This window comes from Duganella sp. GW821-FHT07G03, from assembly GCF_059418605.1.
In genome coordinates this window covers 126,300-141,548 of sequence record NZ_JBWKQE010000008.1, presented here as the reverse complement: position 1 = coordinate 141,548, position 15,249 = coordinate 126,300, and the positions used below count along the sequence as shown (strand labels likewise).

Here is a 15,249-nt window from a genome sequence, read left to right as displayed (position 1 = left end):
TTATCGTTCCCAATAAGAGCCCCATTTTTTGTTCCACGTGAAACAGTGTCACCACCGCAACCATGCATCGTAGCCAGTTTTCAGGATCAATATCGTCACCACGACCAGGAACAGCTTGCGTACAAAACCACTGCCATGCTTCATCGCCATGCGCGAGCCGATGATGGAGCCGGCGATCTGGGCCACCGCCATCGTCGCGCCCAACTGCCAGATCAGGTGGCCGCTGTAGCCGAACCAGACCAACGCGGCAAAGTTGCACGCGACATTGACGACCTTGGCCACGGCCGAAGCGCCGAGGAAGTCGAAGCCGAAGATACGCACAAACAGGAACACCAGGAAGCTGCCGGTGCCGGGGCCGAAGAAGCCGTCGTAGAAGCCGATGCCGGCGCCGATCAGCAGCGCCAGCGTCTGCTCCCTGGTACCCGAGTGGATGGGCGCATGCACGCTGCCGAAGTCCTTCTTGGCGAAGGTGTAGATAGCCACCGCCACCAGCACCACCGGCAGCAGCAGGCGCATGAACTCGGCTGAGACCTTGGTCACCGTGTAAGCGCCAAGGAAGGCGAAGATCAGCGCGGCCAGCGCGGCCGGCGTGGCGACCGACCAGGCGATGGCAACCCGGCGCGCATAGCTGACCGCCGCGACGCTGGTGCCGAAGATGCTGGCCAGCTTGTTGGTGCCGATCAGCGTGGCGGGCGCCATGTTGGGAAACACCGAGAACATCGCCGGGAGCTGTATCAGTCCCCCGCCCCCAACCACTGCGTCCACCAAGCCTGCACCGAACGCCGCCACTCCCAACACCAGATAATCGACCATCACCTTGCCATCCTTAACGATTGCGAAGGCTACATTGTACGGAAGAAATTCGGAGCGGCTTATGCACATCCTGCATAGGCCACGGCAGGCACGAGGCCCCGGCATGAGGTAAGCTTCACGTGAAATCCACCACCCTGGAACCGCCATGACCGACTTCCCAGCGTTCGCCTTCAGCACCGTCGCCCACATCGTTTCCGAGCTCGGCGCAGCCGGACGGTTGGGTGAGCATATCGTCCAGCGCTTCCCGGCGGCCAGGCGCGCCCTGCTCGTCACCGATCCCGGCTTCCTGGCGACCGGCCTGGTCGAGACTCCAGCCGCCAGCCTGCGCGCCGCCGGCTTAGCGGTGGAGATCTATTCCAAGGTCGTGGCGGATCCGCCGGAACAGGTGGTGCTGGATGCCGTGGCGGCTGCCCGCAAGCACCGGGCCGACATCGTCATCGGCCTCGGTGGCGGCAGCTCGATGGACGTCGCCAAGCTGATCGCCGTGCTGGCCGGCAGCGACCAGCCGCTCAGCACCATCTACGGTATCGGCAACGTGCAGGGCGCGCGGCTGCCTTTGGTGCAGATTCCAACCACCGCCGGCACCGGCTCGGAGGTCACCAACATCGCCATCGTCACCACCGGCACTACCACAAAAATGGGCGTCGTCGCGCCGCAACTCTATGCCGATCTGGCATTGCTCGACGCCGAACTGACCATCGGCCTGCCGCCCATGGTCACCGCCGCCACCGGCATCGACGCGATGGTGCACGCCATCGAGGCCTACACCAGCCGCCACAAAAAGAACCCGCTGTCCGATATCTTTGCGCGCAAGGCGCTGGGCCTGCTTTCGGCCAACCTGATCCGCGCCTGCGAAAACGGCCGCGACCTGGCGGCGCGCCAGGCCATGCTGCTCGGCGCGATGTTGGCGGGACAGGCGTTTTCCAACGCGCCGGTGGCGGCGGTGCATGCGCTGGCGTATCCGATCGGCGGCATATTCCACGTGCCACATGGGCTGTCGAACTCGCTGGTATTGCCGCACGTGCTGCGCTTCAATGCGCCGGAGGCGGCCACGCTGTATGCGGAACTGGCGGAGATCGTCGTGCCCGAGGCCAGCGGCAGCGTCGAGGCGAGGGCGGAGGCGCTGGTTGTTGCGATGCAACAAATAGCCACCATCACGGGGATAGAGCGGACCTTGCAGCAGGTGGGGATCAAGGAAACGGATCTGGACCGGCTGGCGGACGACGCCATGCTCCAGACCCGCTTGTTGGGAAACAACCCCCGTACCGTCACGCGCGACGATGCGAGGGCGATCTACGCGGCAGCGTTGTAGGCCTTAGTTCGGCACATCGACCGTGGTCCCGCTGACCGTGATGGCGTTGGCGCCAGGCGCGGCGGCGATCGGCGGCACATTGGCCACGGTGATCAGCGTCGTGTTATCAGCGCGCGGCACCGTATGCACCACCTGCGACGGCGGCAACGCCACGGCCGAGCTGCGCAGGTTGGCCAGCATCGCATCCAGCGCGCGGAACAGGTAGACATGCAGCGGTACGATATTGGCCGGCAGCGCGTTGGTGAACGAGTCGAAGTGGTTGGCGTTGGTCACCTCGATGTAGCGCAGCTTGCTCGCCCCACCCTCTGCCGATGCGTTCAGGCCTACATAGGAACGTGAAGCAAAGTTGACCGGAATCAGCGTATCGCTGCGTCCCTGCACGATGATGGCCGGCTTGCCATGCAGATTGCCGGTCGCCGCCACCTCCGCCATGCCCGCCTTCACGCGCGCGCTCTGCGCTGCCAGCGTCCCGCTCAGGGCGCCGCCGGTGACGGCGTCAACCCCCGTCGCGAGCGAACGCAGGCACAGGAAGCCGTCCAGCGACTGGTCCGCCAGCGTGCTGCTCGGCGACACGCCAAGACTGTAGGCCTTGGCGCCGCCCACCGAATTCTCATAGACCACGCTGCCGACGATGCCGCTTTGCGTGGCGAAACTGCTGGCCTTTTGCGCCGCCGTGAAGGCCACCGGCGCGCCCGTCGCATCGGTCGCGGCGAACGAGAATCCGCACACCTTGTCCGTCACCGAGAATTTGCCGTAGGCGTTGGCATACGTCACCGCCACCAGGATGTTGGTGCCGGCGTGCGCCGCTTGCAGCACATCAGAGTCCACCAGCCAGCCGTAAGCCTTCAGGCGGGCCTTGGCGTCGGCCTGCTGCGACGGCAGGTCGGCGCCGGTCAGCAAGCCTTTGGCGGCCAATGCCGTGCAGCGGCCTGGCGCGGCAGCGGTGGAGGCGATGCACGGCTGGTACAGCGCGGCGTAGGTCGAGTAGTCGAACAGCGCCTTGCCCTGCCCCGTCACGTTGACGCCGCCCTGGCGCACCGTGTAGCCGGTGGCGGCCTTGGGCTGCACTTGCGGCTCGGTGGCCGCCACGCCCCCAATCAAGCCCTTGGTGTCCTGTTCCGCAGCGAGCAGGGCCGAACCGGCGCCGTTGGAAATGCTGGAGGCAATCGTTACCGTGTTCTTCGGCGTCAGGCGCACGATGTGGCTCTTATTGTCCTTGGCCAGCACGCCGTACTTTTCGTTCAGCACGTAGAAGGCGAATTCCAGCGATTGCAGCGTGACCTTGCCCCAATCCTTTTCCGGGTTCTGCTGCGAGTGCGCGTGCTTGAAGGCGATGCGCGCCGGCGACGAGGAGGCGAACGCGGCGCGGTCGGCATCACTCAATGCCGGTGCGAAGATGGCGTTCTTGCCGGCCGCGGTGCGGCTGGCGCGCACGCCGTTCTGCAGGTTCACGCTGTCGTCGTCGAAAGTGTAGAGGCCGGTGCCGCTGCCCTTGTCGGCGTAGGCCACGGCGCAGTTGTTCTTCAGGCCCCATTCGCCGGCGCTGCCGATGGCGCCGTACACGCCGCGCGATCCGCTCGAGGTGCCGGTGACGATGCAGGGATTGTTGATGTCGAAGCCGGTAGGTATCTGCACCATCAACGTGACGTTCTGGTTGCCCGTGCCGTCGTCCGAGTAGGCGATGTACTCGGTGCCGCCGATCATGCCCTGCCCCGATCCGACCGCGCCCTTGGCGTCCACGTTCGGGCCGTACAAGCTGCCGTAGCCGCTGTTGACGTTGATGTCGAGCACGGCGCGGTAGTTGGCGAAGATGGCATTGCGGCGCAGCTCGGCGGCGGTGGGATTGGCCGGGTCGGCATAGGCAGGCGTGGCGCCGGCCAGGCCGGTCGCGCCCAGGCCGGCGGTCAGCAAATCGTCGGTGGCGCCGTCGTAGGTCTTGCTGCTGATGGTGCCCAGGTACGCCGGCAGCACGTTCAAATCCTCGGCCGTGTCGTGTTCATTGGCACCGCAAGCGGTCAGCGCAATGCCGGCCAGCGCCAGCGTAATTTTGTTGATATGCATGTCATCCTCTATGTCGATAAAAGTTACAGACGGACTACTCCCACTCGGGCCGGCGGCCAGACGAAACTAACTACCGATGAAAAAAAAACGCCGGACAGAACGTCCGGCGTGTGTGCTACATCAAGCTGGCTTTTTGCCGTTGTTGAAGGCGAACTTGGCGACGATCTCGCCGACGATGCCGCGCCGGAACAACAGCACGCAAACGATGAAGATAAAGCCGATCACCATGTTGACCGCTTCGCCGATGGTGTTGAACCATTCGATGCCGGTATGGGCGACCATGAAGATGCCGAAATCGCCCAGCTTGTTTTCCAGCGCGATGATCAGGATGGCGCCCAGCATCGGACCGGCAAACGTGCCCATGCCGCCGACCAGAGTCATCAGGATCACCAGGCCCGACATGCTCCAGTGCACGTCGGTCAGCGTTTCGAAACCCTGCACCAGCATGTTGGACGCGCCGGCCAGGCCGGTCAGCGCGGCCGACAGCACGAAGGCCAGCAGCTTGTACTTATCCACATCGTAGCCCAGCGAAATCGCGCGCGGCTCGTTTTCCTTGATCGCCTTCAGCACCTGGCCGAACGGCGAATGCACGGTGCGCACGATCAGCATGAAGGCCAGCACCGCCACACCCAGCACGAAGAAGTACAGCGCGGTATCGTTGGACAGGTCGACCAGGCCCAGCAATTTTCCACGTGGAACACCTTGCAGGCCGTCTTCGCCGCCGGTGAACTCGCCGGCGCGCAGCGCGCCGAAGTACACCATCTGCGCCAGCGCCAGCGTGATCATCGAGAAGTAGATGCCTTGGCGGCGGATCGCCAGCGCGCCCATCACCAGGCCGACCAGCGCGCCGGCGACGACGCCGGCCAGCAGGCCCAGCTCGACCGGCCAGCCCCACATCTTCATCGCGTTGCCGGCCACATAGCCGGCGGCGCCGAAGAAGGCCGCGTGGCCGAACGACAGCAAACCGGTAAAGCCGATCAGCAAGTTGAAGGCGCTGGCGAACAGCGCAAAGCACAACAGCTTGGCCAGGAAGATCGGATAGCCGATAAACGGCGCCGCCAGCGCGACGGCGAAGGCGATCAGGTAACCTATATTTTTGTTCATCTACGGCCTCTTATTTTTCTTTGCCGAACAAGCCGGCAGGACGGATCAGCAACACGATGACCATCACCAGGAACACCACCGTCGACGAAAACTCGGGGTAGAACACCTTGGTCAGGCCTTCGATAATGCCCAGGCCGAGACCGGTCAGGATGGAGCCCATGATCGACCCCATGCCACCGATCACTACAACGGCGAATACGACGATAATCAGGTTCTGACCCATCAGGGGCTGCACCTGGATCACCGGGGCCGCCAGCACCCCTGCAAAGCCCGCCAAAGCGACGCCGAAGCCGTAGGTCAGCGTGACCATCAGCGGCACGTTGATGCCGAAGGCTTCCACCAGCTTGGGATTCTCGGTACCGGCGCGCAGGTAGGCGCCCAGTTTGGTCTTCTCGATGACGAACCAGGTCGACAGACACACCGCCAGCGACGCCACCACCACCCAGGCGCGGTAGTTCGGCAGCACCATGAAGCCGAGGTCGGTCGCCCCGGCCAGCGCCTCCGGCACCTGGAACGGCTGGCCGGACACGCCGTAGAACGAGCGGAACACGCCTTCGACCAGCAGCGTGATGCCGAAGGTCAGCAGCAGGCCGTAAAGATGGTCCAGCTTGTAGAGCCAGCGCAACATGGTCTTTTCGATGATGATGCCGAACACGCCGACCACCAGCGGCGCCAGCACCAGCATCACCCAGTAGTTCAGGCCGAGGTAGGCCATGCCCATCCAGGCGACAAACGCGCCCATCATGTACAGCGCGCCGTGCGAGAAGTTAATCACGTTCAGCAAGCCGAAGATCACCGCCAGGCCGAGCGACAGCATGGCATAGAAGGAGCCGTTGACCAGGCCCAGCATCAGCTGGCTCATAATCATGGGCAAGGGGTAGCCGAATATTTCCATGAGATCACAATATAAAGATCGCCGTCCCGGACGGGCAGGCGTGGCACCAGAAAAAGACCGGGCAAGGGCGCCCGGCCTGTGTACAACTCAGCTTATTTCCACAGGGAGCATTTGGTTTCCGCCTTGGTGGCGTACGCCTGGTCGCCCGGAATGGTGGCGACGACCTTGTAGTAATCCCATGGATATTTCGATTCCGACGGCTTCTTCACTTCCATCAGGTACATATCGTGCACCATGCGGCCGTCCGGACGGATCACGCCGTTCTTAGCGAACATGTCGTTGATCTTGTTCGCCTTCAGGTAGGCCATGACCTTGTCGGTGTCGTCGCTGCCGACGGCCTTGACCGCCTTCAGGTAGTTGGCCGCCGCCGAGTAGTCGGCCGCTTGCAGCATCGACGGTTCCTTTTTCATCTTCTCGAAGTAGCGCTTCGACCAGGCGCGGGTGTCGGCGTTCGCATCCCAGTACCAGCCGTCGGTCAGGTACATGCCCTGGGTCAGGTTCAGGCCCAGCGAGTGCACGTCGTTGATGAAGATCAGCAGGCCGGCCAGTTTCATTTTTTTGGTGATGCCGAACTCGTTGGCGGCCTTGATCGAGTTGATCGCGTCGCCGCCGGCGTTGGCCAGGCCCAGGATCTGCGCGCCCGACGACTGCGCCTGCAGCAGGAAGGACGAGAAGTCCGACGCCGACAGCGGATGCTTGACCGCGCCCAGCACCTTGCCGCCGTTGGCTTTCACCACTTCTGCGGTATCTTTTTCCAGCGACTGGCCAAAGGCGTAGTCGGCGGTCAGGAAGTACCAGCTCTTGCCGCCCTGCTTGACGATGGCGCCGCCGGTGCCGCGCGCCAGCGCGATGGTGTCGTAGGCGTAGTGGATCGTGTACGGCGTGCATTCCTCATTGGTCAAACGGGCCGAGCCGGCGCCGATCGAAATGAAGACTTTCTTCTTCTCGGCCGCGACCTTGGCCATGGCCAGGTTGGCGCCCGAGTTGGTGCCGCCGATCAGCAGGTCGACGCCCTGCTGGTCGAACCATTCGCGCGCCTTGGAGGCGGCGATGTCGGCCTTATTCTGATGGTCAGCGGAGATGAACTCGACCTTTTTACCGGCGATAACCACGCCGGCGTCGGCAATCGCCATCTTGATGGCCTCGGCACCGCCGGCGCCGTCGATGTCCGTGTACAGGCCGGACATGTCGGTGATCAGGCCGATCTTGATGGTGTCGCCGGAAACCTGGGCTTGGGCAGCAAAGGACAGGCCGAGTGCGCACACGGCGGTGGCTGCGATGGTGATGGCTTTAAGTTTCATTTTGTCTCCGTTGGTTCAAGAAGTAGTGTTATTGCTTATTTTTTTACACTTGCCTTGCAAACTTCAGACACCCAGAAGCTCGGTCAACACCGGCATCTTGGCGCTCAATTCCGATGCAACAAAGGTCTCGACGATCTGACCGTGTTCCATCACATAAAACCGGTCCGCCAGCGGGGCGGCAAACCGGAAATTCTGTTCCACCATGACGATGGTGTAGCCCTTGGCCTTGAGCGTGGTGATCATCCGGGCCAGGCCCTGCACGATGACCGGCGCCAGGCCTTCGGAGATTTCATCGAGCAGCAGCAGGCGCGCGCCGGTGCGCAGGATGCGCGCCACCGCCAGCATCTGTTGCTCGCCGCCCGACAGGCGGGTGCCCTGGCTGTGCTTGCGCTCTTCCAGGTTGGGGAACATCGCGTAGATTTCCTCGACCGACATGCCCTTCTGGCCGGTCGCCAGCTGCGGCGGCAGCATCAGGTTTTCCTCGGTCGACAGCGACGAGAATATGCCGCGCTCTTCCGGGCAATAGCCGATGCCGAGGTGGGCGATTTTATGCGTCGGCATGCCGATCGCCTCCTCGCCGTTGACCTTGATCGAGCCCTTGCGGGCGCCGGTCAGGCCCATGATCGCGCGCAGCGTGGTGGTGCGGCCGGCGCCGTTGCGGCCCAGCAGCGTGACCACTTCGCCGGGCTGCACCGTCAGGTTCACGTCGTGCAAAATATGCGATTCGCCGTACCAGGTCTGCAGGTTGGTAATTTCCAGAGCGGCCGTCATCAGTGGGCTCCTTCCAGTACGGCGGCTTCGGTACCCATGTAGGCTTCCATCACTTGTGGATTACTTGAAACTTCGGCGTAAGTGCCTTCGGCCAGCATCGCGCCGCGCTGCAAAACGGAGATCTTGTCGCAGATGCCGGACACCACTTTCATATTGTGTTCGACCATCAGGATGGTGCGGCCGGCTGACACTTTCTTGATCAATTCCGTCACGCGGTGCACGTCTTCGTGGCCCATGCCCTGGGTCGGTTCGTCCAGCAGCATCAGCTCCGGTTCCATCGCCAGCGTGGTGGCGATTTCCAAAGCGCGCTTACGGCCGTAAGGCATATCGACGGTGACGGTGTCGGCGAATTCGGTCAGGTCGACCTCGGCCAGCAACTGCATGGCGCGGTCGTTCAACTTGCTCAGCGACCGTTCGCTCTGCCAGAAATTGAAGCTGGTGCCGAGCTGGCGCTGCAATCCGATGCGGACATTCTGCAGCACCGTCAGGTGCGGGAACACCGCGGAAATCTGGAACGACCGGATCACGCCCATGCGGGCGATCTGCGCCGGCTTGGCGGCGGTGATGTCCTTGCCGTTGAAGAGGATCTGGCCAGAAGTCGGCACCAGGAATTTGGTGAGCAGATTGAAGCACGTGGTTTTACCGGCGCCATTGGGGCCGATCAGCGCGTGGATGTGGCCGCGCTGCACTTTTAAGTTCACATCATTGACCGCGGTGAATCCCTTGAATTCCTTGGTCAGATGCTTTGTTTCCAAGATAACGCCGGACATCCTGTCTCCTTGTTATTCTTTTCAAACTACTAAATTTTTTTAGATCATACACAGTAACAAATTGGCTAACAATACAGTATAACTACGGTCCGCTTTTGATCTAGGCCTAGCGGGCACAGGGTTTCATTTCCACTCTGAACGGATCAGTTCTGAAGCTTTCTCTGCGATCATGATGGTGGGAGAGTTGGTATTTCCGGAGGTTATGAACGGCATGACGGAAGCGTCCACCACGCGCAGTCCGTGTACGCCAATTACACGCAGCGCGCTGTCCACCACGGCGGTCGGATCGTCGGCGCGGCCCATTTTGCAGGTGCCTACCGGATGGAAAATCGTGGTGCCGATTTCGCCTGCCGCCCGGGCCAATTCTTCCTCGGTGCGGTATTGAATGCCGGGCTTGTATTCTTCCGGCGCGTAGCGTTGCAAGGCCGGCGCGGCGACGATCTGGCGCGTCAAGGTCAGGGCGGCGGCGGCGACTTTGCGGTCTTCCGGCGTGCTCAAATACATCGGCGAAATTTTCGGCGGGGCATATGAATCGGCGCTGGCGATGCGCACATGGCCGCGCGAGGTCGGCCGCAAATTGCACACGCTGGCCGTGAATGCGGGGAAGGCGTGCAGCGGTTCGCCGAACTTTTCCAGCGACAGCGGCTGCACGTGATATTGCAGATTCGGCGTGGCCTGCGCGGCGTCCGAACGGGCAAAAGCGCCCAGCTGCGAAGGCGCCATCGACATCGGACCGCTCTGGAACATCGCATATTCGAGGCCGATTTTCATCTTGCCGTACCAGCTGGCGGCCATCGTGTTCAGCGTGCGCGCACCACCGCCGAGCTTGTAGATCATGCGCAGTTGCAGATGGTCCTGCAGGTTTTCGCCGACGCCGGGCAGATCGGCCAGCGGCTCGATGCCATGCTGGCGCAAGCTGTCGGCCGCGCCGATGCCCGAGCATTGCAGAATTTGTGGAGAACCAACGGAGCCAGCCGCCAGCAGGGTTTCTTTGTCGGCGGTGGCGTTGAATTGCGTGCCGCCGCCGGTGAAAATCACGCCCTTGCACACCGGACCGCGATCGCTCATTTCGATCTGCAAACGTTCCACGTGGCAGCCGGTCATGATGGTCAGGTTGGGCCGCATCGACACCGGTTTCAAAAACGCCTTCGACGTATTCCAGCGGATGCCGCGTTTTTGATTGACGTCGAAATAGCCGCAACCGGCGTTGTCGCCGCGATTGAAGTCGTCCACTTTCTGGATGCCGACCTGCTCCGCCGCATCACGAAACGCGTCCAGGATTTGCCACGACAAGCGCTGCTTTTCCACCCGCCACGGACCGCCGGCGCCATGCAATTCGGAAGCGCCGCCGTGATAATCCTCGCTCTTTTTAAACAGCGGCAGCACCGACTCCCAGCGCCAGCTGTCATCGCCGGTCAGCTCGGCCCAGCGGTCGTAGTCGCTGCCCTGGCCGCGCATGTAGATCATGCCGTTGATGGAGGAACTGCCGCCCAGGACTTTGCCGCGCGGGTAGAGCAAGCTGCGCCCACCCAGGCCCGGATCGGCTTCGGTGCGGTACATCCAGTCGGTCCGCGGATTATCTATGCAATGCAGATAACCAACGGGAATATGGATCCACACATAATCATCTCGTCCACCCGCTTCGATCAGCAGGACATTCGCGTTTCTGTTCGCGCTCAGCCGGTTTGCCAACACGCAGCCCGCCGAGCCTGCACCAATAATGATGTAATCGTAAATGCCTGCTGATTCCAAAAACTTCTCCTCCAAGAGTGCTGTTTCGGTCAGGCGGCCGCTATCTCCGCCAGCAATGTTTCAACCAGTCTTGCCGCCGGCATCGGCCGGGCGCGCGCGACGCCGGTGCCGCACCACAGCGACATCAATTCCGTCTCGCCGCGCTTGCCCGCTTCCGCCCGGATGGCGCCGGTCAGTGCGTTTTGTATCGGATAGGCCGGGATTTGTTTTTCCACCGTAGCCATTTCAAGCATGAATCGGTTCTCCAGGCCGCGTGCATAGCGGCCGGAAAAGGTGCGCGTCAGCCGGGTCGGATGATCGCCGGCCGTCAGCAAACGCTGCTTGTAAATCGGATTGATCGACGATTCGTCGCACACCAGGAACGCCGTGCCCATTTGCACCGCCTGGGCGCCGCCATCGAGCGCGCGCTTGATATCGGCGCCATCCATGATGCCGCCAGCGGCGATCACGGGAATATGCACCGCCTCGACGATGGTCGGCAGCAGCTCGAAAGTGGTCAGTTTGGCGTCTTCCTGCGCGCCGATGAAGGTGCCGCGATGGCCGCCGGACTCGGTGCCGGAAGCGATCACCGCATCAGCGCCCCTGCTCTGCCAGGCCAGCGCCTCGTCGGCGTGGGTGATGGTGCCGATGACGAAAATACCGGCGTCATGCAGGCGGCGGATCTGCTCGGTGCTGAGGATGCCGAAGGTAAAACTGGCCACGGCAGGACGCAATTCAATCAGCGCTTCAAACTGGGCGGCAAAGTCTTCGCACCATTTGGCGGGCATGGGCACTTCGGTCCAGCCCAACGACGCGGCGATCGGCTTCAGCCATTCCATGGCGCGGGCAACTTCGTCCGGATCCGGCTTGGGGGTTTCCAGCACGAAGAAATTCAGGCAAAACGGCTTGTCGGTCAGGGCGCGGATCTGTGCGGTCTGAGTGCGGATGATGTCCGGCGAAAGTAAGGAGCAAGCCAGCGAACCCAATCCGCCTGCATTGGAAACCGCAGCCACTTGCGCGGGGGTGTTATTGCCGCCGGCAGTCGGTCCCTGGATGATGGGATGAGGAAAAATTGATGTCAAATTCATCGGATTTCTCGCATAAAGTGGCGTTTACGACATGTGGATAAGTCTATGGATATCCACAGGCACGAAATGTGAGTAAACAAAAAATTTTTGGGGACGCTTTTTCTTATCCCAAAACAGTTCTTTGCTCATACACGGCTTTCTCGCCCGCTTATGCAGCCCGTAAACGCCTGATTTTAATCCAAAATGAGCACTTATCCACAGAAAAGTGTCTGCGTTAACAACTACTACTATTTTTATATATACATCTTTAGAGTAAACCATAAACCCAAAAACCACAGGCGCACGGGCCTGAACGGCCTGATACCCCATTGGAACGGAAATAAGATTTCACCAACATCTGCTTTCCCCTATACTGGATTCGCAAACAAACAGCCCCTGGCGGAGACATTTTGTCCTCACAGCGCAAAAATATGCGGTCGCCGGCTTATCTGCGCTTTCGGCGACGTCTGATCACCGGCCTTTTCCTCATGGCTGCGCTTGCCATTGCTGTGGTCGTTTCTCAATTCCGCACCGCCTACGTCGAACGCGAACTCGCCGTCAAAACCCAGACCGAGCACTACGTCAAAGCGATGGAAGCGCATGTGCTGTACTCGATACAGTCCATCGACTTGTCGCTGATGGGATTTGCCAACGCCATCAAAGTCCTGACTGCTCAACAAAGACGCTCACCCGAAACAATGTCGGAATTGTTGTCGTCGCGCGGTTCAGGCTTCAACAGCGAATACTGGATCAGTTTCCTCGATACAAAAGGCGAAGCGGTCGCCACCTCAACTGGCAACAACATTTCCGGCACAAAATACGGAGATCGCGATTACTTCAAAGCCCATCTCGATGTCGCCATGCGTGGCAAATTGTTCATTGGCGTACCGGCAATAGGACGACGCAGCAACCAACGGCTGCTTTTTCTCAGCCGTCGAGTGGAAAGCTCCAAGGGTGAATTCCTGGGAGTGATCGTTGCGCCCCTCAACGTCAACCGCTATGTCACGGTCTTTGAAAATTCGCGCTTCAGTTCCGATATCTCGATCACGCTGATGCACAGCGGCGGCAAAGTGATCGCTGGCGTACCCAATTTCGAACAAACATTTGCCCGCGACCTGGGACCGACCGACCTGTTCGACAACGTACGTCGCGCCAGTTCGGGCACTTTCAAAACCGTCAGCAATGCCGACAGCCTCACCCGCGTGTTCAGTTATCGGGTATTTGAAAACCTTCCCTTGATCATCGTCGTAGGCAGCAACGATTTGGAATCGGCCAGACTGCTCCAGCAAAACTACCTGATTGCTGGCGCTGGTTTAATCATGTTGCTGATACTGATGGCAGGTGCCGGTCATTTTTCGCTGCGCACCTACACCAAGCAGGAAGAACGCGAGCTACGCTTTCGCGCCTTGTACGCCGCCAGTCGCGAAATGGAGCAAAAGCTGCTGGCCAACGAAGAAGAGCGCAAGAAAAACGAAGAATCCATGAAGCTGGCAGCCCTGCTTTTCCAAAATAGCGGCGAAGGCATGATGGTCACCGACGCCGATGGACGCATATTGACCGTGAATCCAGCCTTCTCCCTGCTGAGCGGCTATACGGAGAAAGAAGTCATCGGCCACCGAGGCTATGAATTGACGACCAACCGGCAGGACATCAACTTCTTCACCCGCATGTTCGAATCGATCGCCCAAACCGGACAATGGGAAGGCGAACTCTGGCACCAGCATAAAGACGGCGATGACTACCTGGTCGCGATGCGCTTCAACACCGTCTACGATGAAGTGGGCAATCCCTTCCGCTATGTCGCGCTGTTGAGCGACATCACGAAGAAGAAAGCATCGGAGGAGTTGATCTGGCGCCAGGCCAATTTCGATGCGCTGACCGGTTTGCCGAACCGGCGCATGTTCCACGAGCATCTGCGCCAGGAAATGAAAAAAACCGACCGCTCCCATCTGCCGATGGCGCTGGTTTTCATGGATCTCGACCACTTCAAGGAAATTAACGACACCCTGGGCCATGACAAAGGCGACTTGCTGCTTAAAGAAGTGGCAAGCCGCTTGTCCAGCACCGTGCGCGGCACCGATACGGTCGCGCGATTGGGCGGCGACGAATTCACCATCATCCTCAGCGAGTTGCATAACGCCGGCGATGTGGTCCGTACAGCCCAGGAAATTCTTAAGCAAATGAGCACGCCGTTTAATCTGGGCAATGACGGCGACAAGCATATTGCCCGTATTTCGAGCAGCATCGGCATCACGCTCTACCCTGAAGACGGCGCCGATGCTGAAACTTTAATCAAAAACGCCGACCAGGCCATGTACGCAGCCAAGCAACAGGGCCGCAACCGCTTCAATTATTTCGCTCCGTTCATGCAGGAAGCCACGCGTGTGCGCATGACCCTGGTCAATGAATTGCGCGAAGCGGTCAATCACAACGAATTGCGGATCTTGTTCCAGCCAATTATCGACCTGGCCAGCGGCAAGATTTGCAAGGCGGAAGCGCTGGTGCGCTGGCAGCACCCGGTGCGCGGACTGCTCAATCCTGCTGAATTTATCAGCATCGCGGAAAGCAGCGGCATGATTGTCGGCATCGGCGACTGGGTTTTCAAGCAGGCGGCACAGGAAGTGCAGAAATTACAGGCACTGGGTTTGCCTGATTTCCAGGTCAGCGTGAACAAATCGGCCTGGCAGTTCCGTGACGACGGCAGCAACTACCAGCAATGGCTGGAATTTCTCCAGGAACTGCACCTGAATGCCAACAGCATCATCATCGAAGTGACGGAAAACTTGCTTTTGGACACCGCGAACTCGGTTTCGGAGCGGATGTTGGCTTTCCAACATGCCCATATGCAGATTTCGTTGGACGATTTCGGCACCGGCTACTGCTCGGTGGCGTTTTTAAAGCGTTTCGATATCGATTACATAAAGATCGACCCAACTTTTGTCTCAAATCTGTCCAGCGGCACCGACGGCATCGTACTTTGCGAGGCAATTATCGCCATGGCGCACAAGCTGAACATCAAAGTAATCGCCGAAGGCATCGAAACACCTCAACAACTGGCGGCTCTGACAGCCGCTGGATGCGATTTAGGGCAGGGATACCTGATTTCCAAGCCGATTTCGGGCGAAGAACTGGAAAAACAGATCAAAAGCGAGCAGGCACCTGTGAATAACTCGCTGGATATCCACAGGACGACTTGTGAGTAAGGATGAAGTTGTCCAAGGGCCGCCATTTTATACAGAATTGCTCCTGAACTGGTACAGCGTTTATGCAAGCGCTTATCTTTCTCGTAAACGAATGATTTGTAAACGTATACATGACTTATCCACAGGCTTTTGGTCGTTTACTATTACTACTATTTTTATATAAATCTTTTGTAAACTACTAAACCCGTAAAACGCGAATCTGAAGGCCTGCTCGTGTTTTG

At 60.0% G+C, this 15,249-nt stretch carries 11 protein-coding genes; 2 read left to right on the top strand and 9 right to left on the bottom strand.

The genetic code is table 11. The annotated features are described in order from the left end of the window. Positions 1-48: 48 nt before the first annotated feature. Positions 49-813: a sulfite exporter TauE/SafE family protein gene (locus AC07OK_RS13115; RefSeq protein WP_494690820.1), complete on the bottom strand. Its 765-nt coding sequence runs from the start codon at positions 811-813 to the stop codon at positions 49-51. Positions 814-958: 145 nt separating this feature from the next. On the opposite strand from AC07OK_RS13115, the gene AC07OK_RS13110 reads away from it, so the two are divergent. Further along, the gene (locus AC07OK_RS13110) at positions 959-2,125 is read left to right on the top strand and encodes an iron-containing alcohol dehydrogenase (protein WP_494690720.1); all 1,167 of its coding nucleotides are present in this window, start codon (positions 959-961) and stop codon (positions 2,123-2,125) included. 3 nt (positions 2,126-2,128) lie between these two features. Here AC07OK_RS13110 and AC07OK_RS13105 read toward each other — a convergent pair whose 3' ends face one another. The 8 genes from AC07OK_RS13105 to AC07OK_RS13070 all read right to left on the bottom strand — a co-directional run bounded on the left by AC07OK_RS13105 (position 2,129) and on the right by AC07OK_RS13070 (position 11,846). Further along, positions 2,129-4,186: a 3-hydroxybutyrate oligomer hydrolase family protein gene (locus AC07OK_RS13105; RefSeq protein WP_494690719.1), complete on the bottom strand. Its 2,058-nt coding sequence runs from the start codon at positions 4,184-4,186 to the stop codon at positions 2,129-2,131. A 120-nt stretch (positions 4,187-4,306) separates the two neighbouring features. Beyond that, positions 4,307-5,290: a branched-chain amino acid ABC transporter permease gene (locus AC07OK_RS13100; protein ID WP_494690718.1), complete on the bottom strand. Its 984-nt coding sequence runs from the start codon at positions 5,288-5,290 to the stop codon at positions 4,307-4,309. Between the two features lie 10 nt (positions 5,291-5,300). Continuing rightward, positions 5,301-6,185 (bottom strand): branched-chain amino acid ABC transporter permease, encoded by an 885-nt coding sequence (locus AC07OK_RS13095; protein ID WP_494690717.1) that lies wholly within the window; start codon positions 6,183-6,185, stop codon positions 5,301-5,303. 92 nt (positions 6,186-6,277) lie between these two features. Next, a complete protein-coding gene (locus AC07OK_RS13090) occupies positions 6,278-7,486 on the bottom strand; it encodes an ABC transporter substrate-binding protein (RefSeq protein WP_494690716.1) in 1,209 nt (402 codons plus the stop codon). A 63-nt stretch (positions 7,487-7,549) separates the two neighbouring features. Continuing rightward, on the bottom strand, positions 7,550-8,257 hold the full coding sequence (locus tag AC07OK_RS13085) for an ABC transporter ATP-binding protein (RefSeq protein ID WP_494690715.1): 708 nt from the start codon (positions 8,255-8,257) through the stop codon (positions 7,550-7,552). Further along, the gene (locus AC07OK_RS13080; protein ID WP_332852705.1) at positions 8,257-9,027 is read right to left on the bottom strand and encodes an ABC transporter ATP-binding protein; all 771 of its coding nucleotides are present in this window, start codon (positions 9,025-9,027) and stop codon (positions 8,257-8,259) included. The genes AC07OK_RS13085 and AC07OK_RS13080 overlap by 1 nt, the downstream gene beginning before the upstream one ends. Before the next feature lie 123 nt (positions 9,028-9,150). Then, positions 9,151-10,779: a GMC family oxidoreductase gene (locus AC07OK_RS13075; RefSeq protein WP_494690714.1), complete on the bottom strand. Its 1,629-nt coding sequence runs from the start codon at positions 10,777-10,779 to the stop codon at positions 9,151-9,153. 29 nt (positions 10,780-10,808) lie between these two features. After that, a complete protein-coding gene (locus AC07OK_RS13070) occupies positions 10,809-11,846 on the bottom strand; it encodes an NAD(P)H-dependent flavin oxidoreductase (protein ID WP_494690713.1) in 1,038 nt (345 codons plus the stop codon). 389 nt (positions 11,847-12,235) lie between these two features. Between AC07OK_RS13070 and AC07OK_RS13065 the strand changes: the two genes are divergently transcribed. Then, a complete protein-coding gene (locus AC07OK_RS13065; protein ID WP_494690712.1) occupies positions 12,236-15,028 on the top strand; it encodes a bifunctional diguanylate cyclase/phosphodiesterase in 2,793 nt (930 codons plus the stop codon). Positions 15,029-15,249 lie beyond the last annotated feature (221 nt).